Origin of the sequence: Mesorhizobium sp. RCC_202 (assembly GCF_041355295.1) — a bacterium.
GTDB lineage: Bacteria > Pseudomonadota > Alphaproteobacteria > Rhizobiales > Rhizobiaceae > Mesorhizobium.
The window spans coordinates 355,701-375,639 of the sequence record NZ_JBFUPO010000004.1; the positions used below are offsets into that span (position 1 = coordinate 355,701).

At 64.4% G+C, this 19,939-nt stretch carries 15 protein-coding genes; all 15 read left to right on the top strand.

Annotated features, from left to right (window positions below):
* Positions 1-44: 44 nt before the first annotated feature.
* The 15 genes from AB6802_RS11840 to recN all read left to right on the top strand — a co-directional run bounded on the left by AB6802_RS11840 (position 45) and on the right by recN (position 19,928).
* The gene (locus AB6802_RS11840; RefSeq protein ID WP_371010276.1) at positions 45-1,499 is read left to right on the top strand and encodes a UDP-N-acetylmuramoyl-L-alanyl-D-glutamate--2,6-diaminopimelate ligase; all 1,455 of its coding nucleotides are present in this window, start codon (positions 45-47) and stop codon (positions 1,497-1,499) included.
* The gene (locus AB6802_RS11845; RefSeq protein ID WP_371010277.1) at positions 1,496-2,929 is read left to right on the top strand and encodes a UDP-N-acetylmuramoylalanyl-D-glutamyl-2,6-diaminopimelate--D-alanyl-D-alanine ligase; all 1,434 of its coding nucleotides are present in this window, start codon (positions 1,496-1,498) and stop codon (positions 2,927-2,929) included. Before AB6802_RS11840 ends, AB6802_RS11845 begins: the two co-directional genes overlap by 4 nt.
* Before the next feature lie 27 nt (positions 2,930-2,956).
* Entirely contained in the window at positions 2,957-4,039 is a 1,083-nt protein-coding gene (gene mraY, locus AB6802_RS11850) for a phospho-N-acetylmuramoyl-pentapeptide-transferase (RefSeq protein ID WP_371010278.1), read from the top strand.
* Between the two features lie 8 nt (positions 4,040-4,047).
* Positions 4,048-5,451, top strand: a complete 1,404-nt coding sequence (gene murD / locus AB6802_RS11855) for a UDP-N-acetylmuramoyl-L-alanine--D-glutamate ligase (RefSeq protein WP_371010279.1) — start codon at positions 4,048-4,050, stop codon at positions 5,449-5,451.
* Positions 5,451-6,602, top strand: coding sequence for a putative lipid II flippase FtsW (ftsW, locus tag AB6802_RS11860; protein ID WP_371010280.1), 1,152 nt, complete (start codon positions 5,451-5,453; stop codon positions 6,600-6,602). The genes murD and ftsW overlap by 1 nt, the downstream gene beginning before the upstream one ends.
* 6 nt (positions 6,603-6,608) lie before the next feature.
* A complete protein-coding gene (gene murG, locus AB6802_RS11865; protein ID WP_371010281.1) occupies positions 6,609-7,733 on the top strand; it encodes an undecaprenyldiphospho-muramoylpentapeptide beta-N-acetylglucosaminyltransferase in 1,125 nt (374 codons plus the stop codon).
* Positions 7,730-9,136 (top strand): UDP-N-acetylmuramate--L-alanine ligase, encoded by a 1,407-nt coding sequence (gene murC / locus AB6802_RS11870; protein ID WP_371010282.1) that lies wholly within the window; start codon positions 7,730-7,732, stop codon positions 9,134-9,136. The genes murG and murC overlap by 4 nt, the downstream gene beginning before the upstream one ends.
* A complete protein-coding gene (gene murB / locus AB6802_RS11875) occupies positions 9,133-10,098 on the top strand; it encodes a UDP-N-acetylmuramate dehydrogenase (protein WP_371010283.1) in 966 nt (321 codons plus the stop codon). The genes murC and murB overlap by 4 nt, the downstream gene beginning before the upstream one ends.
* Before the next feature lie 517 nt (positions 10,099-10,615).
* Entirely contained in the window at positions 10,616-11,542 is a 927-nt protein-coding gene (locus AB6802_RS11880; protein ID WP_371010284.1) for a D-alanine--D-alanine ligase, read from the top strand.
* Positions 11,530-12,471 carry a cell division protein FtsQ/DivIB gene (locus AB6802_RS11885; protein WP_371010285.1) on the top strand — a complete coding sequence of 314 codons (942 nt, stop codon included), beginning with the start codon at positions 11,530-11,532 and terminating at the stop codon, positions 12,469-12,471. Before AB6802_RS11880 ends, AB6802_RS11885 begins: the two co-directional genes overlap by 13 nt.
* Positions 12,468-13,775, top strand: a complete 1,308-nt coding sequence (gene ftsA / locus AB6802_RS11890; RefSeq protein ID WP_371010286.1) for a cell division protein FtsA — start codon at positions 12,468-12,470, stop codon at positions 13,773-13,775. Before AB6802_RS11885 ends, ftsA begins: the two co-directional genes overlap by 4 nt.
* A gap of 65 nt (positions 13,776-13,840) precedes the next feature.
* Positions 13,841-15,499, top strand: a complete 1,659-nt coding sequence (ftsZ, locus tag AB6802_RS11895) for a cell division protein FtsZ (RefSeq protein WP_371010287.1) — start codon at positions 13,841-13,843, stop codon at positions 15,497-15,499.
* Positions 15,500-15,874: 375 nt separating this feature from the next.
* The gene (lpxC, locus tag AB6802_RS11900; RefSeq protein ID WP_371010288.1) at positions 15,875-16,822 is read left to right on the top strand and encodes a UDP-3-O-acyl-N-acetylglucosamine deacetylase; all 948 of its coding nucleotides are present in this window, start codon (positions 15,875-15,877) and stop codon (positions 16,820-16,822) included.
* Positions 16,823-17,160: 338 nt separating this feature from the next.
* A complete protein-coding gene (locus AB6802_RS11905) occupies positions 17,161-18,030 on the top strand; it encodes an outer membrane protein assembly factor BamD (RefSeq protein WP_371010289.1) in 870 nt (289 codons plus the stop codon).
* Positions 18,031-18,254: 224 nt separating this feature from the next.
* Positions 18,255-19,928 (top strand): DNA repair protein RecN, encoded by a 1,674-nt coding sequence (gene recN / locus AB6802_RS11910; protein WP_371010290.1) that lies wholly within the window; start codon positions 18,255-18,257, stop codon positions 19,926-19,928.
* Positions 19,929-19,939: the final 11 nt, after the last annotated feature.

A 19,939-nucleotide genomic window follows, 5' to 3' on the forward strand; every position in this document is an offset into this window, starting at 1 on the left:
GCGCCGGCAATTGCGCGCTATTTTGTTGCGGTGAACGGGACTCAATGCATCTAAAAGATCTAGCCGGTATCCTGCCTGTCGAGGGAACAGCTTCCCGCGATCTGGAGGTGACCGGCCTCTCCTCCGATTCCCGCGCGGTCAAAACCGGGGTCGTCTTTTTCGCTCTCGCCGGCAGCAAGGCCGACGGCTCGGCTTACGCAGCCGACGCGGCGGGGCGAGGCGCGATCGCGATCGTGGCTGGCAAGGGCAGTGCCATTTCCGGCCTTTCCGTGCCGGTTCTCAGCGTCGACGACCCGCGCCTGGCGCTGGCGCTGAGCGCCGCACGCTTCTTCGGCAGGCAGCCCGAAACCATGGTCGCGGTAACCGGCACCGCCGGCAAGACTTCGGTCGCCGCTTTCGCCAGGCAAATCTGGGAGCAGGCCGGCTTTGCCGCCGCTTCGATCGGCACGACCGGCGTGTTGGCCCCCGGCCGCAACGACTATGGCTCGCTGACGACGCCGGATCCGGTGGCGTTGCACCAGTTGCTGAAAGAGCTTGCGGATGCCGGCGTGACGCACGCCTCAATGGAGGCCTCCAGCCACGGTCTCGACCAGCGCCGGCTCGACGGCGTGAGGCTCGCCGCCGGCGGCTTCACCAATCTCGGCCGCGACCACATGGACTATCATCCGACGATCGAAGAGTATCACCGCGCCAAATTGCGCTTGTTCGACACGCTGCTGCCGAAAGGAGCGCCGGCCATCATCTTTGCCGACGACCCATGGTCCGAGCCAACGGTTCGGGCCGCGAAGGCAGCGGGCCTGAAGGTGCTTACGGTTGGCCGTAACGGCGATTTCCTGACGCTGAAGCGGGTCGAACATGAGCGTCGCCGCCAGCGCGCCGAGGTGGTGGCCGACGGCGTGCTGCATGAGATCGACCTGCCTTTGGCCGGCGATTTCCAGATCGCCAACGCGCTGGTCGCGGCCGGTCTTGCGATTTCGACTGGAACACCCACCGATAAAGCCTTGGCCGCGCTGGAGAAATTGAAGGGCGCGCCGGGGCGGCTCGATCTTGTCGGCACAACGGCTGCCGGCGCTCCCGTCTATGTCGACTATGCCCACAAGCCCGATGCGCTGGAAAACGTGCTGACCTCGGTCCGCCCATTCACCACCGGCCGCGTCGTCGTGGTGTTCGGCTGCGGCGGCGACCGCGACCGGGGCAAACGGCCGATCATGGGCGAGATCGCGACGCGCCTGGCCGATGTCGTCATCGTCACCGATGACAATCCGCGCACCGAGGTTCCCGAAACCATCCGCGCCGCGATCCTTGCGGCTGCGCCCGGGGCCATCGAGATCGGCGACCGCCGCAGGGCGATCCACGAGGCAGTGGCGATGCTCCACGCCGGCGACACGCTGATCGTCGCCGGCAAGGGCCATGAGGAAGGCCAGACGATCGGCTCTGAGACCTTTCACTTCTCCGATCATGAGGAAGTGCGCGAAGCGCTGCAGGAGCGCGCCGCATGAGCCTGCTGTGGACGTCGGAAGCGCTGGTCGATGCCATGGGCGGCAGGCCCATCGGCTCATTGCCGGACGGCATCACCGGCATTTCCATCGACAGCCGCAGTCTCGAGCCGGGCAACGCCTTCTTCGCCATCAAGGGCGAAGCGATGGACGGCCATGATTTCGCGACCGCGGCGGTGAAGGCGGGTGCTGCCGTGCTGGTGGTCGCGGAAGGCAAGCTGCCGTCGCTTGGCCGGCTCACCGCGCCGATGATCGTCGTGCAGGATGTGCTTGCCGCGCTGGAAAAACTCGGCGTTGCGGCACGTGCCCGCTCGCAGGCCAAAATCATCGCGGTGACCGGCTCGGCCGGCAAGACGACCACCAAGGAAGCGCTGCGCCATGTGCTGTCGGCGGTCGGCAAGGTGCATGCTTCGGCGCAATCCTTCAACAATCACTGGGGCGTGCCGCTGACACTGGCGCGCATGCCGCAGGATTGCGACTACGCGGTCTTCGAGATCGGTATGAACCATCCCGACGAGATCAGGCCGCTGGTCAAGATGGTGAGGCCGCACGTCGCCATCGTGACGATGATCGCCGCCGCGCATCTCGGCTTCTTCAAGAACCTCGACGAGATCGCCAAGGCGAAGGCCGAAATTTTCGAGGGCCTTGAGCCCGACGGGGCAGCGGTGCTCAACCGCGACGACGGGCGCTGGAAGCTGCTCGAGAAAATGGCGAAGGAAGCCGGCGTCGCGCATATTTTCGGTTTCGGCGAGAACGCCCGTTCGACCTTCCGGCTCACCGGCTGCGACCTTTACGCCGACCATTCAGACATCACCGCCAAGATCGGCAAGCAGGATTTGACAGTGCGTGTCGGCGCGCCTGGTCGCCACATGGTGCAGAACATATTGGCCGTGCTGGGCGCCGCCAAGCTGGTCGGCGCCGATCTCGACAAGGTGGCGGCGGCGCTCGCCGATCTGGCGGCGGAACGCGGCCGCGGCCGGCGCCATGTCCTGCGCCATCCCAATGGCCCGATCACCCTGATCGATGAGAGCTACAACGCCAATCCCGCCTCGATGGCGGCCGCGATGGCATTGCTCAACACCACGCCGGTGTCGGGCGAAGGCAGGCGCATCGCCGTGCTCGGCGACATGCTGGAGCTCGGCAGCCATTCGGCGAAGCTTCACGCAGGGCTTGCCGAGCTGATTGTCGGCACTGGAACGCACAACGTCTTTCTCGGCGGCCCGGAAATGCGGGCGCTGGCCGACGTTTTGCCGTCCGACATCGCAACCGAGTATCGCACGGGGGCGGAAGAGCTGAAGCCGGTGGTGATCTCGGCGCTGAGGCCCGGCGACGTGGTGATGGTGAAGTCGTCGAAAGGCATCGGGTTTTCAAAGCTGGTCGAGGCCTTGCTCGGCAAATTTCCGGCGGAAGCCACAAACATCGAACCGACCTAGGTCGGGCTCCGGGGGACGGAAAACAACATGTTCACACTGCTCGTCGATTTCGCGGACAAGATCTCGGTCTTCAACGTCTTCCGCTACATCACCTTCCGCACCGGCGGCGCACTGATCACCTCGGCGCTGATCGTCTTCATTTTCGGGCCGACGATCATCAACTCGCTGCGGCTCAGGCAAGGCAAGGGCCAGCCGATCCGCGCCGACGGCCCGCAGACGCATTTCAAGAAAGCCGGAACGCCGACCATGGGCGGGCTGATGATCCTGTCCGGCATCATCGGCTCCTCGCTTTTGTGGGCGAACCTTTCCTCGATCTACGTCTGGGTGGTGCTGCTGGTCACCGTCGGCTTCGGCTCGATCGGCTTCTATGACGATTACCTCAAGGTCACCAAGCAGTCGCATCTGGGCTTTTCCGGCAAGGCGCGGCTCTCGCTCGAATTCATCATCGCCGGCATCGCCGCCTGGGTGATCATGCACAATGGCCAGGCGCCGTTCTCCTCGTCGTTGACCTTCCCCTTCGCCAAGGAATTCCTCATCAACCTCGGCTGGTTCTTCGTGCCGTTCTCCTGCTTCGTCATTGTCGGCGCCGGCAACGCCGTCAACCTGACCGACGGTCTCGACGGCCTGGCGATCGTGCCGATCATGATCGCGGCGGCGTCCTTCGGCGTCATCGCCTACCTGTCGGGCAATGCGGTGTTCGCCGAATATCTGCAGATCCATTTCGTCCCGGGCACCGGCGAACTTGCGGTCGTGCTCGGCTCCGTTATCGGCGCCGGCCTCGGCTTCCTGTGGTTCAACGCGCCGCCGGCCGCGATCTTCATGGGCGACACCGGCTCGCTTGCCATGGGCGGCCTGATCGGCACCGTCGCCGTCGCCACCAAGCACGAGATCGTGCTGGTCATCGTCGGCGGCCTGTTCGTGGTCGAGATCCTGTCGGTCATCATCCAGGTCGGCTACTTCAAGATGACCGGCAAGCGCGTGTTCCTGATGGCGCCGATCCATCACCATTTCGAAAAGCTCGGCTGGACCGAAAGCCAGGTGGTGATCCGCTTCTGGATCATCGCCGTCATCCTGGCGCTGGTCGGCCTGTCCACCCTCAAGCTCAGATAGGACGCGCAGTGATCCCCGCCGCATCCTTCTCAGGCAAACGCATTTCGCTCTTCGGGCTTGGCGGCTCGGGGATCGCGACGGCGCATGCGCTGATCGCGGGCGGCGCCGAGGTCCTTGCCTGGGACGACAATCCCGACAGCGTCGCCAAGGCCGCGGCCGCCGGCATTGCGACCGGCGACCTGCGCGCCGCCGACTGGTCGAAGTTTTCGGCTTTCGTGCTGTCGCCCGGTGTGCCGCTGACGCATCCCAAGCCGCACTGGACGGTGGAGCTGGCGCGCGGCGCCGGCGTCGAGGCGATCGGCGACATCGAGCTGTTCTGCCGCGAGCGCATCAGCCGGGCGCCGGGCGCACCGTTCATTGCGATCACCGGCACCAACGGCAAGTCGACGACGACGGCGCTGACGGCGCATATCCTGAAATCGGCCGGTCGCGACACGCAGATGGGCGGCAATATCGGCCGCGCCATCATGACGCTCGATCCGCCTGAGCCGCAGCGGCACTATGTCGTCGAATGCTCGTCCTACCAGATCGACCTCGCGCCTTCGATCAACCCGACCGCCGGCATCCTGCTCAATTTGACGCCCGACCATCTCGACCGGCACGGCACGATGGCGCATTACGCCTCGATCAAGGAGCGGCTGGTCGCCGGCTCCGACACCGCGATCGTCGGCGTCGACGATTCCTGGTGCGCCCAGATCGCCGACCGGCTGGAACGGGCGGGCCGGCAGGTTGTGCGCATTTCCAAGCGGCTGCCGCTGACCGACGGCTACTTCGCCGACGGCTCCGATCTGATGGAGGCCGTGCATGGCCGCTACAGCCGCGTCGCCTTCCTCGAAGGCATCGGCTCGCTGCGTGGCCAGCACAATGCGCAGAACGCATTGGCCGCGGTCGTCGCCTGCCTGAAGGTTGGGCTCGAGCTTGGCGAGATCCAGGCCGGGCTCGAAAGCTTCCCCGGGCTCGCGCACCGCATGGAGCAGGTGGGCCGCAAAGGCCACGTGCTGTTCATCAACGATTCCAAAGCGACCAATGCCGATGCGGCGGCACCCGCGCTGTCGAGCTTCAACAACCGCATCTACTGGATCGCCGGCGGTCTGCCCAAGGAAGGCGGCATCGAGCCGCTGCGCGGTTTCTTCCCGCGCATCGCCAAGGCCTATCTGATCGGCGAGGCGGCGCCCGCCTTTTCGGCCACGCTCGGCGAGACCGTGCCTTACGAAATATCCGGAACGCTGGCGGCCGCGGTCGAGCATGCCGCCAACGATGCGGCGAACGATGCCGGCGGCGAAGCCGTGGTGCTACTTTCGCCGGCCTGCGCCAGTTTCGACCAGTTCAAGAATTTCGAAGTTCGCGGCGAAGCCTTCAGGCAAGCTGCGACTGCTATTGATGGGGTGATACCCATCGGAGGGCCACGTTGATGCAAAGCCGTCTCGACAAAAGTCCTGTCGCCACCTGGTGGTGGACGATCGATCGCTGGTTCCTGGCGGCATTCCTGTCGCTGATGGGGCTGGGCATCGTCTTGTCCTTCGCCGCGAGCCCGGCGGTCGCCGAGCGCATCGGCCTCGACAGCTTCCATTTCGCCACGCGCCAGATCATCTTCACCATTCCGGCGCTGGTGGTGATGCTTGTCGTCTCCTTTCTCGAGGCGCGGCAGATCCGGCGCATGTCGCTGGTTATGATCTGCATCATGCTGGTGCTGATGGTGGCGGTGCTTTACATCGGCGTCGAGGTGAAGGGTGCACGGCGCTGGGTGTCGCTGGCAGGCCTCTCCATCCAGCCATCCGAATTCCTGAAGCCGGCCTTCGTCGTCATCTGCGCCTGGCTTTTTGCCGAGCACAGGCGCCAGCCCGATATTCCCGGCAATCTGTTCGCCATGCTTTTGCTGGCCCTAGTGATCTCCCTGCTGGTGGCGCAGCCCGATCTCGGCCAGACCATGCTGGTGCTCGGCACCTGGGGCGTGATGTTCTTCATGGCCGGCCTGCCGTGGTTCTGGATCACGGCACTGGGCGCTGCCGGTGTCGGCGGTGTTTTCGCCGCCTATACGGTGTTCCCGCACGTCGCGGCGCGCATCGACAAATTCATGACCGGCGAAGGCGATACCTTCCAGGTCGATATGGGCCGCGAGGCGCTGATCAATGGCGGCTGGTTCGGCGTCGGCCCGGGCGAGGGCACGGTCAAGCGCGTCATCCCCGACAGCCACGCCGACTTCGTCTTCTCGGTCGCGGGTGAGGAATTCGGCCTCATCATGTGTTTCTTCATCATGTCGATCTTCGCCTTCATCGTGCTGCGCGGCTTGAGCATCGCGCTCAAGGAGCAGGACGATTTCACCCGCTACGCGGTTGGCGGCCTGGTCACCGTCTTTGGGCTGCAGTCGGCCATCAACATGTGCGTCAACCTGCAACTGATGCCGGCCAAGGGCATGACGCTGCCCTTCATCTCCTATGGCGGTTCCTCGCAGATCGCCATTGCCGTCTCTATGGGCATGGTCCTGGCGCTGACGCGCAAGCGTCCCGAAAAGCGCAAGCAGATGGGCTTTGGCTTCTCGCAGCGCGCCATGCCGGCGGAATGAGGTTGGATGTCGAAGGGTGTCATCCTGCTGGCAGCCGGCGGAACGGGCGGGCATCTGTTCCCGGCCGAGGCGCTAGCGCATGAGTTGATCGAGCGCGGCTGGAAGGTGCATCTGGCCACCGATCACCGCGCCGAGCGCTATTCCGGCCAGTTCCCCGCCGTCGCTGTCCATCCGATCCCATCGGCGACCTTGGGCTCGAAAAATCCGATCGCCATGCTCTCTTCCTTCTGGAAGATCTGGCAAGGCGTGCGTGAGGCCGGGCGTGTCATCGCGAAGATCCGCCCCGAGGCCGTGGTCGGCTTCGGCGGCTATCCGACCTTGCCGCCGCTCTATGCGGCGACACGGCGCAAGGTGCCGACGCTGATCCACGAGCAGAACGCGGTGATGGGGCGCGCCAACAAGGCGCTGTCGGCCCGCGTCGATGCGATCGCCGGCGGCTTCCTGCCGGAAGGCGCAAGTGCGGCCGGCGCAAAGACGGTGACCACCGGCAATCCGGTCAGGCCGCAAGTCCTGCAAGCGGCGAAGACGCCTTACGTTCCTTCCAACGACGGTGAGCCGTTCCGCTTCCTGGTGTTCGGCGGCAGCCAGGGCGCGCAGTTCTTTTCCGACGCGGTGCCGGCGGCGATAGCGCAGTTGCCTGAGGACCAGCGCAAGCGGCTGCTCATTACCCAGCAGGCCCGCGCCGAGGATGTGGCGCGGGTCAAGGCCGCCTATGCCGATCTCGGCGTCGATGCCCAGGTCTCGCCCTTCTTCACCGACATGGCGGCGCGCATGGCGGCGGCGCATCTGGTGATGTCGCGCTCCGGCGCCTCGACGGTTTCGGAAATCGCTGTCATCGGCAGGCCGGCGTTGCTGGTGCCGTATCCGCATGCGCTCGACCATGATCAGGCGGCGAATGCCGCCGCACTTGCCGCTGCCGGCGGCGCCGAGCTCCATCCGCAATCGACGCTGTCCTCCGAGCGGATCGCCGAACTGGTCGGCGGGCTGATCCAGGATCCGAACCGGCTGGCGACCATGGCCGCCGCCGCGCGTTCGTCCGGCAAACCTGACGCGGCGCGGTTGCTCGCCGATCTCACAGAGGCTATTGCGTCCGGCAAAACAGTTTCGCACTACAGGGAGACGCGCGCATGAAGATGCCGCAGACGATCGGCCTCGTGCATTTCATCGGCATCGGCGGCATCGGCATGAGCGGCATCGCCGAGGTGCTGCACAATCTCGGCTACAAGGTGCAGGGATCCGACCAGGCCGATGGCGCCAATGTGCAGCGCTTGCGCGACAAGGGCATCGAGTGCTTCGTCGGCCACAGAGCCGAGAATCTCGGTGACGCCGAGGTCGTGGTGGTGTCGACGGCGATCAAGAAATCCAATCCTGAGCTGAAGGCCGCGCGCGAGAAGCTGCTGCCGATCGTGCGCCGCGCCGAGATGCTGGCCGAGCTGATGCGCTTCCGCCAGGCGGTCGCCATCGGCGGCACGCATGGCAAGACGACGACCACCTCGATGGTGGCGACGCTGCTCGAGGCCGGCGGTCTCGACCCGACCGTCATCAATGGCGGCATCATCAACGCCTATGGCACCAATGCGCGCATGGGTGACGGCGAATGGATGGTGGTCGAGGCCGACGAGAGCGACGGCACCTTCCTGAAGCTGCCGGCCGACATTGCCGTCGTCACCAACATCGATCCCGAGCATCTCGACCATTACGGCAGCTTCGACAAGGTGCGCGAGGCCTTCCGGCAATTCGTCGAGAATGTGCCGTTCTATGGTTTCGGCGTGATGTGCACCGACCACCCGGAGGTGCAGGCGCTGGTCGGCAGCATCGAGGACCGCCGCGTCATCACCTATGGCGAGAACGCGCAGGCCGATGTGCGCTTCACCAACCATCGCATGCAGGGCGCGATATCGGAGTTCGATGTGGTTATCCGCGACCGCAAGGGACGCGGCACGACGACAATCGAGGATCTGCGGTTGCCGATGCCCGGCCGCCACAACGTGTCCAACGCGACCGCTGCGATTGCGGTTGCCCACGAGCTCGGCCTCTCGCCGGAGGCAATCAAGAAGGGCCTGTCGTCCTTCGCCGGCGTCAAGCGGCGTTTTACCCATACCGGCTCCTGGAACGGCGTCGACATGTTCGACGACTACGGCCATCACCCGGTCGAGATCGCGGCGGTGCTGAAGGCGGCGCGCAGCGCCACCAAGGGACGCGTCATCGCCATCGCGCAGCCGCATCGCTTCACCCGACTGCATGATCTCTTCAGTGAGTTTTCCGCCTGCTTCAACGATGCCGACACGGTGATGGTCGCCCCTGTCTACGCGGCCGGCGAGGAGCCCATCGACGGGGTGACGTCCGATGCGCTGGTGTCGCGCATCCGCGCCGGTGGCCATCGCGACGCGCGCTACATCGAAGGACCGGCGGCGATTGCGCCGATCATTCGTGATCTTGCCAGGCCCGGCGACTTCGTCGTCTTCCTCGGCGCCGGCAACATCACGCAATGGGCCTATGCGCTGCCCAAGGACCTTGGGGGCACGCCCTCATGATGCGCGGCCAGGCTCTCATCGACAAGCTCGGCGACCGGCTTGCCGGCCTGCGCGGCCGCATCACACCTAATGCCGAGATGGACAAGATCACCTGGTTTCGCGCCGGGGGCCTCGCCGAAGCGCTGTTCCAGCCGGCCGACGAGGAGGACCTCGCGGCCTTCCTGCGCGCGGTGCCGGAAGACATACCGGTCATGGTGGTGGGCGTCGGCTCGAACCTGCTGGTGCGCGACGGCGGCATACTGGGTTTTGTCATCCGACTTTCGGCCAAAGGTTTTGGCGAAGCAGAAGTCACCGGCCCGACCACCATCAAAGCGGGTGCTGCGACGCCGGACAAGCGTGTCGCGGCCGTTGCCTATGAAGCCGGCATCGGAGGCTTCCATTTTTACCATGGCATTCCGGGCGCCGTCGGCGGCGCGCTTCGGATGAATGCCGGCGCCAATGGCGTCGAGACGCGCGAGCGCGTCGTCGAGGTGAGGGCGCTTGACCGCAAGGGCAATGTCCACACGCTGAGCAATGCCGATATGGGCTATGCCTATCGTCATTCTTCGGCACCGGCCGGGCTGATCTTCACGTCGGCGACTTTCGAAGGCGTTGGCGAGGACAAGGCGGCGATCAAGGCGGCGATGGACGCCGTGCAGAACCACCGCGAGACGGTGCAGCCGATCCGCGAGAAGACCGGCGGCTCGACCTTCAAGAATCCCGAAGGCACGTCGGCCTGGAAGGAGATCGACAAGGCCGGTTGCCGCGGGTTGATGATCGGTGGCGCGCAGATGTCGCCGATGCATTGCAACTTCATGATCAACACCGGCACCGCGACCGGCTATGACCTCGAATATCTCGGCGAGACGGTGCGGGCGCGGGTGCTCGAAAATTCCGGCATCCGGCTGCACTGGGAAATCAAGCGCCTTGGCAATTTCAGGCCGGATCATGCCGTGGAGGAGTTCCTCGGTCAGCTCCTTTGAGATGTGTCGATATTCAGGTGAGGCCGGCCTGCGAACGGCGGCTATCTGCGCTTCCGGTGCTCACGTACCTAAGTACGCTCCGCTCCGGCCTTCGCCGGCCGAAGCCGTCTTAAGTGTTTCCGCTCTATGAAAGCTACGGCCGGCGTAGGCCGGTTCTCGAAAGCCACCGCTCTCGGCTCGGCCTGACCTAAATCTCGACACATCTCGGCGCCTCACGAAGTTCAAGTAGTACTTGAACTTCGGCCCTCTGCGACGGTGTCAACCGTTGCCGCAAAGACTCAACAACACACTTTTCTCGCGTGTTTTCGCGGAAAGTGAATCTGTCGGAATCATAGGCACTTGCCAGCGAATCAACTCTCTGATTCTCTGCCCTAAAGCGTTTCCTGATTTGAGTCGTTCGACGCGTTAAGTCGCGTTTTCCGTCTGGGGGGCAACCTGCCGGAAGACTCGGACTCAATGCTTGGGAATGCGGTGCGGGAATATCGGTTGCAGGCCCGGCGTGAGAGGGGATGACGGGATGAAGAAGAAGCATGTGGCTGTCCTTCTGGGTGGATTCTCCTCGGAGCGGCCCGTGTCTCTGTCCTCGGGGAAGGCATGTGCGGATGCGCTCGAGAATGAAGGCTATCAGGTCACCCGTGTCGATGTGTCGCGCGATGTTGGGGCTGTGCTTGCCGAGCTCAAGCCCGACGTTGCCTTCAATGCGCTGCACGGCCCGTTCGGCGAGGACGGCACCATTCAGGGAATTCTCGAATATCTCGGAATTCCCTACACCCATTCGGGCGTGCTCGCTTCGGCGCTGGCCATGAACAAGGAGCAGTCCAAGAAAGTTGCCAAGGCGGCCGGCGTTCCGGTCGCGGAATCGAAGGTGATCAACCGCTTCGCCGTCCAGAACAAGCATCCGATGAAGCCGCCTTACGTGGTGAAGCCCGTCAATGAAGGCTCGAGCTTCGGCGTCGTCATCGTGCATGAAGGGCAGTCGCATCCGCCGCAACTGATCGGCTCGTCGGAGTGGAAATATGGCGAGATCGTCATGGTCGAGCGCTACATCCATGGGCGCGAGTTGACCTGCGCGGTGATGGGCGACGTTGCGCTTGGCGTCTGCGAGATCATCCCGACCGGCCATTCCTTCTACGACTACGATTCAAAATACGTGCCTGGCGGATCAAAACACGAAATCCCTGCTAAAATTTCACCGAATATTTACCAAAAAATACAGACACTGGCCCTTAAGGCTCATCTTGCCATCGGTTGCCGGGGCGTCTCCCGGTCGGACTTCCGTTACGACGATCGCCACTCCGAAAATGGCGAGATTGTCTGGCTTGAGGTCAACACCCAGCCGGGCATGACGCCGACGTCTCTGGTGCCTGAAATCGCCGCGCAAGCGGGACACTCGTTCGGCGATTTGTTGAGTTGGATGGTGGAGGACGCTTCGTGTCTGCGTTGAGATGGGGACAGGGCAAAGGCGGTGCGGCCGGTTCCGCGCTGTTCGGCATGCCGTTGTCATTCGACCATTTCGTCCTGCCGCGCCAGCTGCGCCGGCCGGTTCGCGTGCTTGCGCGCCTCTGTGGCGGCGAGTACGAGGCGCCGCGCTTTGCGGCTGCGATCCTGTCCGCCGCGCTGATCGCATCCAGCAGCGCCTATGGCGCTTATGTCGGCGGTTACGGCGACAGCATCGTGCAAGGTGTCACTGCGCGCACCGGTTTTGCCGTCGACCAGATCAAGGTGATCGGCAACCGCCAGACATCCGAGATCGACGTGCTTGACCGGATTGGTCTCGATGGCTGGACCTCGCTGATAGGCTTCGATGCGGAAGCCGCGCGCGAACGCATCGGGACGCTGCCCTGGGTCGAGGGCGCCGCAGTGCGCAAGATCTATCCGCATACGCTCGAAGTGCGCATCGATGAGCGTGAGCCGTTCGCGCTCTGGCAGCAGGGCAACGATCTCTCGGTCATCGAACGCTCAGGCGAAGTGATTGCGCCTTTCTCGGGCGGCAAGCAGGCCTTGCTGCCGTTGATCATCGGTACCGGCGCGCCGGCGCAGGCGCCTGGTTTCCTGGAGAAGATCAAGCGCTATCCAGAACTCGCCGCGCGGGTCAAAGGCTACATCCGGGTCGGCGAGCGGCGCTGGGACCTGAGGCTCGAGAACGGCATCACCATCAAATTGCCGGAGGACGACGAGGATCAGGCGATCGCCGAACTCGTCAAGCTCGACCATGACAATGGCATTCTCGCTCGCGACATCGTCGGTGTCGACATGCGGCTGGCCGATCGGCTGGTGCTGGAATTGTCGCCGGAGGCCGCGACGCAGCGCGAAGCCTCGCTCAACGAAAAGCCAAAGAGCCTGACCAAGCGCAAGGCGGGGACGAAGATATGAGCTGGCTTGGCGGCAATGGTGACGCTTCTTCGCGCCGGTCCGGCACGCTCACCGTGCTCGATGTCGGTTCGAGCAAGGTTTGCTGCGTGGTGGCTAAGCTCAAGCCGAACGAGGACGGCAAGCTTTTGCGCGGACGTTCGCACCGCATCCAGGTGATCGGCATCGGACATCAGAAATCGCAAGGCGTGAAGTCGGGCGTCGTGGTCGACCTCGATCGCGCCGAACACGCCATTCGGCTCTCCGTCGACGCGGCCGAGCGCATGGCCGGGCTGACCGTCGATTCCCTGATCGTCAACATGACGGCCGGCCGGCTGAAGAGCGAAGCTTTCTCGGCAACCATCAATCTCGGCGGCCATCAGGTCGAGGAAGCCGACATCAAGCGCGTGCTCTCCGCCGGCGCCAAGCAGGCGCTCAGGGCCGAGCGCGAGGTGGTTCATTCTCTGCCCGTCGGCTTTTCGCTGGATGCCGAGCGCGGCATGCGCGATCCGCGCGGCATGGTCGGCGACGCACTTGGCGTCGACATGCATGTCCTGACGGGTGACGCAGCGCCGATGCGCAATCTCGAGCTTTGCATCAACCGCTCGCATCTGTCGGTCGAGCGCATGGTGGCGACACCCTATGCCAGCGGGCTTGCCGCATTGGTCGATGACGAGCTCGAAATGGGAGCTGCCTGCATCGATATGGGCGGCGGCACCACGACGATCTCGGTGTTTTCGGAAGGCAAGTTCGTGCATGGCGACGCCATCGCCATCGGCGGCAACCATGTCACGCTCGACATGGCCAAGGGGCTGTCGACGTCGCTCGATGCCGCCGAACGGCTGAAGGTGATGCATGGCTCGGCGCTGCCCGGCAGCGCCGACGACCGTGATCTCGTTTCGATCCAGCCGATCGGCGAGGAAGGCGAGATGCCGCTGCAGATCCCGCGTTCGGTGATGACGCGCATCATCCGCGCCCGCATCGATGAGACGCTGGAGCTTTTGCGCGACCGGCTGAACAAGTCCGGCTACGGCAATGCCGTGGGAAAACGCGTCGTGCTCACCGGTGGCGCCAGCCAGCTGTCCGGCCTGCCGGAAGCGGCGCGCCGCATCCTTGGACGCAATGTGCGCATCGGCCGCCCGCTTGGCGTCGCCGGCCTGCCGGAAGCGGCCAAGGGGCCGGCGTTCTCAACGCCGGTCGGACTGCTGATCTATCCGCAGATGGCAAGCTTCGAGAGCCATTCGGCGAAGGGACTTTCCGGTTTCAGGATGACCGGGACAGGCGGAAAACTGCATCGAATGAGTCAGTGGTTGAGAGACAGTTTTTAATTGACGGGGACAGCCCCACAGGCGGCCGCAGCGGCGAGGCGGCGGGAAAGGCAAAGGACGAAGAAATGACCATCAATCTGCAAAAGCCGGACATCACCGAGCTTAAGCCGCGCATCACCGTGTTCGGTGTCGGCGGCGGCGGCGGCAATGCCGTGAACAACATGATCACCGCGGGTCTGCGCGGTGTCGAGTTCGTGGTGGCCAACACCGACGCACAGGCGCTGACGATGTCGAAGGCCGAGCGGCTCATCCAGCTCGGCGCGCATGTCACCGAAGGCCTTGGCGCCGGCTCGCAGCCGGAAGTCGGCCGCGCGGCGGCGGAAGAGTGCATCGATGAGATCCTCGACCATCTCACCAACACGCATATGTGCTTCGTCACCGCCGGCATGGGCGGCGGCACCGGCACGGGTGCTGCTCCGGTCGTTGCGCGCGCCGCCCGCGAAAAGGGTATCCTCACCGTTGGCGTCGTCACCAAGCCGTTCCATTTCGAAGGCCAGCGCCGCATGAAGACGGCCGACATGGGCATCGAGGAACTGCAGAAATGCGTCGACACGCTCATCGTCATCCCCAACCAGAACCTGTTCCGGCTGGCCAATGACAAGACCACCTTCGCCGACGCCTTCGCCATGGCCGACCAGGTGCTTTATTCCGGTGTTGCCTGCATCACCGACCTGATGGTCAAGGAAGGCCTGATCAACCTCGACTTCGCCGACGTGCGTTCGGTGATGCGCGAGATGGGCAAGGCGATGATGGGCACCGGCGAGGCTTCGGGCGAGGGCCGGGCGATGGCCGCCGCCGAGGCTGCTATCGCCAATCCGCTGCTCGACGAGACCTCGATGAAGGGCGCCAAGGGCCTGCTGATCTCGATCACCGGCGGCCGCGACCTCACCCTGTTCGAAGTCGACGAAGCCGCGACCCGCATCCGCGAGGAAGTCGACCAGGACGCCAACATCATCCTGGGCGCCACCTTCGACGAGGAGCTGGAAGGCGTCATCCGCGTCTCGGTGGTCGCCACCGGCATCGACAAGTCGGCGGCTGAAATCGCTGCAGCACCGATTTCGATCCGCACCGCACCGCAGAAGCCCGTTAGCCGTCCCGCAGCGCCGGCTGTCGACGGCCGACCGGCAGCCGTGCAGCAGCCGATCTACGAGCCGCGCGCCGTTGATCCGGTAGCCGAGGCGATCCAGCTCGCCGAGGCCAACGCGGCAGCGATGGCGCAGCAGCGCCCGGCTCCCATCGACGACTTCCAGCCGCAGAGCAAGATCTTCCAGGCACCGCCGGCCCAGCCGCGTCCGCAGCCGGTCGTGCCGCAGCAGGTCATGCAGCCCGCGCCGCAGCGCGAGATGCCGCAGCCGATGGCGGCAGCACCGCAGCGTATGCCGCGCGTGGAAGACTTTCCGCCGGTCGTAAGGGCCGAAGTCGAGGCCAAGAGCCGTCCCGCCGACCATGAGAACAGCGGTCCGATGGGCCTGATCAAGCGGCTGACCAACGGCCTCACCCGCCGTGAGGAAGAGCCTGCCCGGCTTCAGCCAGCGCAGCCGCGCGAGCCGAAGCTGCGTCAGGCGGCGCCGGAAATGCGCCGTCTCGCCAGCCAGGATCCGGCGCTCTACGCGCCGCGCCGCGGTCAGCTCGACGATCAGGGCCGGCTGACGCCGCAGAGCCGCACGGTCCAGGAAGACGACCAGCTGGAGATTCCGGCATTCCTGCGCCGCCAGGCCAATTGAGCGGATACGGCGGCCCACTGCATCGATACCGCGGGCCGCTGATCGTTAACGTTATGTGACGGATGTTAACAGGCAGACGAGCCGATCGTCTGCCTGTTTTCATTCAAAGCATATTGAAAACAAAGCGTTGCCGGGTTTTCCTTACACTTTTCCGTGGTTACACGGGGTAAGAAACCGTGATTTGGAGTCTCTCTGGCGGGTCATTATCTTCCGTGCGATCAAATCGGCCTGCAGGGATTCGGGGAGTAGTCCTGCCTGCCGATCATACCAGAGCCGCAAGCTCTTGTTTGTTTTGCCGCATTCGTGTGGACGCGAGACGCCCCATTTGCCGCAAGATGTTCGAGGCTGACAAAGCGGACACAGGCATTTTGGGCTATGGGGTTTGTCTTGCACGACTATCAGACCACAGTGAAATCGCGTGCGACGTTGACCGGTACCGGCGTCCATAGCGGCAAACCCGTCACCGTGCATTTCCTGCCCGCCGACGCCGACACGGGCATTGTCTTCCACCTTTCGAATGGCGATGAGGGCCACGAGTTCCGCGCCCTGGTCGCGGAGGTTGGCGCAACGGATCTGTCCACCATGCTTGGCGACCCGGCCGGCGCGCATATCGCCACCATCGAGCATCTCATGGCCACGGTGTTCGGGCTTGGCATCGACAATCTGGTCATCGAGATCGACGGGTCCGAGGTTCCTATCCTCGACGGCAGCGCGATGGCCTTCGTCGAGGCTTTCGACCAGGTTGGTATCGAGACGCTGGCGGTCAAGCGCCGCTATATCCGCGTGATGAAGCCGGTGCGCGTCGAGGCCGGCGCGTCCTGGGCCGAGTTCCGGCCCTATGACGGCACGCGCTTCGAGGTCGAGATCGATTTCGAAAGCCCGGCGATCGGCCGGCAGCAATTCGCTTCCGACATCAACCCCGATGTCTTCCGCAGCGATATCGCCAGAGCTCGTACCTTCGGCTTCATGAAGGACGTCGAGCGGCTGTGGGCCGCCGGCTATGCGCTCGGCTCGTCGCTGGAAAATTCGCTGGTCATCGGTGACGACAACCGCGTCATCAATGTCGGCGGACTGCGCTATCCCAATGAATTCGCCCGCCACAAGACGCTCGACGCGATGGGCGACCTGGCGCTGGCCGGCGCGCGTTTCATCGGCTGTTTCCGCTCCTATCGCGGCGGCCACCGGATGAACGCTTCGGCGTTGCGCCGACTGTTGTCCGACCATACGGCCTTCGAAATCGTCGAGACGCGGCGCCGCGAGCGTGGCCGTGTCGCTGAAATGATCGCCGTCAGCCGGCCGGTCTACGCGCCTTGGGTCATCTAATCTTGGATCCGGCGCCTTGATCTCAAGGTTGGCATCGCCGTGATCGGCGTCAGGCAGCCTGCCAGAGGCGCTGGCGCGGCGTTTCCAGGTTTTGCGGGCCGTAAATGGTTCCTTTGCGACCGATGAGGCAGAATCGCTTGTGAGTCGCCGGGTTTGATGCGGGGTACGCCTTTGTGGTATTAATACATCACCGGGGCGCCAAATTGCGCGCCGATCACGGTGCCTGACGGCCGCCACAAAAATGTGCGATTGGCCGGACATAGCGTTGCCGGGCAAGGGGATAATGGTTTATGGCTTCGGCCCGGACCGAAACGACGCCGAAGGGGCGGAATTCAAACATGTTTTTTTCGCGAGTTGGTCAATCGGTAGCGCCGCGTCGTGCTGTTCTGCTGGCGCTGTCGGTGGTTGTTCCTTCGCTCGTGCTGTCGGCCTGCATGTCGTCCGAGAAGGATGTCAACCTGGCGACTTATGTCGACCAGACCGAGCCGGCGGACGTTCTCTACAACCAGGGCCTGGCCAATATGAATGCCGGCCGCCTCGACGAAGCGAGCAAGAAGTTCGACGCTGTCGACCGCCAGCACCCCTATTCGGAAGCCGCCCGCAAATCGATGGTGATGGGTGCTTTCGCCGATTACCGGGCCGGCAACTATGACGACGCGATCGGCACCGCCAAGCGCTATCTGACGCTCTACCCGACGACCGACGACGCCGCTTATGCGCAGTACATCATCGGCCTGAGCTACTATCGTCAGATCAAGGACGTCACCCAGGACCAGAAGGAAGCGCGCCAGACCATCCAGACCATGCAGGATCTGGTGACGCGCTGGCCGAACTCGGAATATGTCCCCGATGCCAAGGACAAGATCCGCTTCGCCAACGACCAGCTCGCCGGCAAGGAAATGCAGGTTGGCCGCTACTATCTCGAGCGCCGCGAATACATCGCCGCAGTCAAGCGCTTCCGCACCGTGGTGGAGAACTACTCCAACACCCGCCATGTCGAGGAAGCGCTGGCGCGCCTGACCGAGGCCTATTACGCACTGGGCCTGGTCTCGGAAGCGCAGACGGCGGCGGCGGTGCTCGGCACCAACTATCCGGACAGCTCGTGGTACAAGGATTCCTACAAGCTCCTGCAGAGCAACGGGCTTGAACCGCGCGAGAATGCCGGGTCCTGGATCTCCAAGGCCGGCAAGCTGATCACCGGCGCCTGACGGCGGAGCATCGAACGGAAGCGTGCACAACGCTTTTCGGATTGATCCGGCGCAAAAACAAAAAGATAGTGCGGCGCTGCGACTCCAGACGGGTCGCATGCCGCGTTGAGGTGCGTCGCGCTTGAACAGGCCCGTTTGACGCGCTTTAAGTCTTTTGTTTTGCGCATGTCGTTGTCCCGAAACCGGGTCCATTTTTGGGCGACATGCAATAGGTCCGGGTTCTGATGCTGTCCAGACTGTCGATCCGCGATATCGTCCTGATCGAGAAGCTGGACATCGATTTCCTGCCCGGACTCTCGGTGCTGACGGGTGAGACCGGCGCCGGCAAATCCATCCTGCTCGATGCGTTGTCGCTGGCGCTCGGCGCGCGCGGCGACGCTTCGCTCGTCCGCCACGGCGCGGCGCAAGGCCAGGTGATCGCGGTATTCGATGTGCCGCGCAACCATCCGGCGCGCGCGCTGCTGGCTGAAAATGACATCGAGGACGATGGTGACATCATCCTGCGCCGCGTGCAGACGGCTGACGGGCGCACGCGTGTCTTCGTCAACGACCAGCCGTCCAGTGTCACCTTGATGCGCGATGTCGGTCGTGCGCTGGTCGAGATCCATGGTCAGCATGACGAGCGGGCGCTGGTCGACCCCGGCGCGCATCGCGACCTTCTGGACAGTTTTGGCGGTCATCTCGGCGCCGTGCGCGGCACCGGCGAAGCCTGGCGGTACTGGCGCGGCTGCGCGCAGGAGCTTTCCCGGCACCGCGCCAAGGTCGAAGCGGCGGCGCGTGAGGCCGACTATCTGCGCGCCTCGGTCGCCGAACTTGCCAAGCTTGATCCGCAACCGGGCGAAGAGACCGAGCTCGCCGAGCTGCGGGCGCAGATGATGCGCGCCGAAAAGATCGCCGGCGAAATCCATGATGCGCAGGACGTGCTGTCGGGTCCGTCTTCACCCTTGCCGCAACTGGCCAGTTTGCTGAGGCGGCTGCAGCGCAAGGCGACGGAGGCGCCCGGGCTGCTTGAGGATGTGGTGAAGTCGCTCGATGAAGCGATGCTTTCGCTCGACGCGGCGCAATCCGGTGTCGAGGCGGCGCTGCGCGCCACCGAATATGATCCGCAGCGCCTGGAGAAGGCCGAGGAGCGACTGTTTGCGTTGCGCGCCGCCTCGCGCAAGCACAGTGTCGCCGTCGACGATCTGGCGCAGCTGCGCGACACGATGGTTGCCGATCTGGCCGATCTCGATGCCGGCGAGGAACGCCTGCATGCGCTGGAAAAGCAGGCTGCCGCCGCGCGCGAGGCTTACGACATCTCGGCGGCGCAGTTGTCGTCGCTGCGCCACGCGGCGGCGTCCGGCCTGACCAAAGCGGTGATGGTGGAATTGCCGGCGCTCAAGCTCGAGCGCGCCGAGTTCATCGTCGAGCTGACGACCGATGCCGAAAGCCGCATGGAGGAAGGCATCGACCAGGTCGAGTTCTGGGTCCGCACCAATCCCGGCACCAGGCCTGGGCCGATGATGAAAGTGGCGTCAGGCGGTGAGCTCTCGCGCTTCCTTCTGGCGCTGAAAGTCGCGCTCGCCGATCGCGGCTCCGCGCCGACGCTGGTCTTTGACGAGATCGATACGGGGGTCGGCGGCGCGGTGGCCGATGCCATCGGCCAGCGGCTGGCGAGATTGTCGAAGCGGGTGCAGGTGCTTTCGGTCACGCATGCGCCGCAAGTGGCGGCGCGCGCTGCGACGCATTTCCTGATCTCCAAATCCGGGGGCAAGGACCGTGTCGCCACCGGCATCGCCGAAATGGACCGCGCGGCGCGCCAGGAAGAGATCGCGCGCATGCTGGCCGGCGCCACCATCACAGACGAGGCGCGCGCTGCCGCTGAACGCTTGCTGCGCGAGAACACGGCGGCTGCTTAGAGACTTGCAGC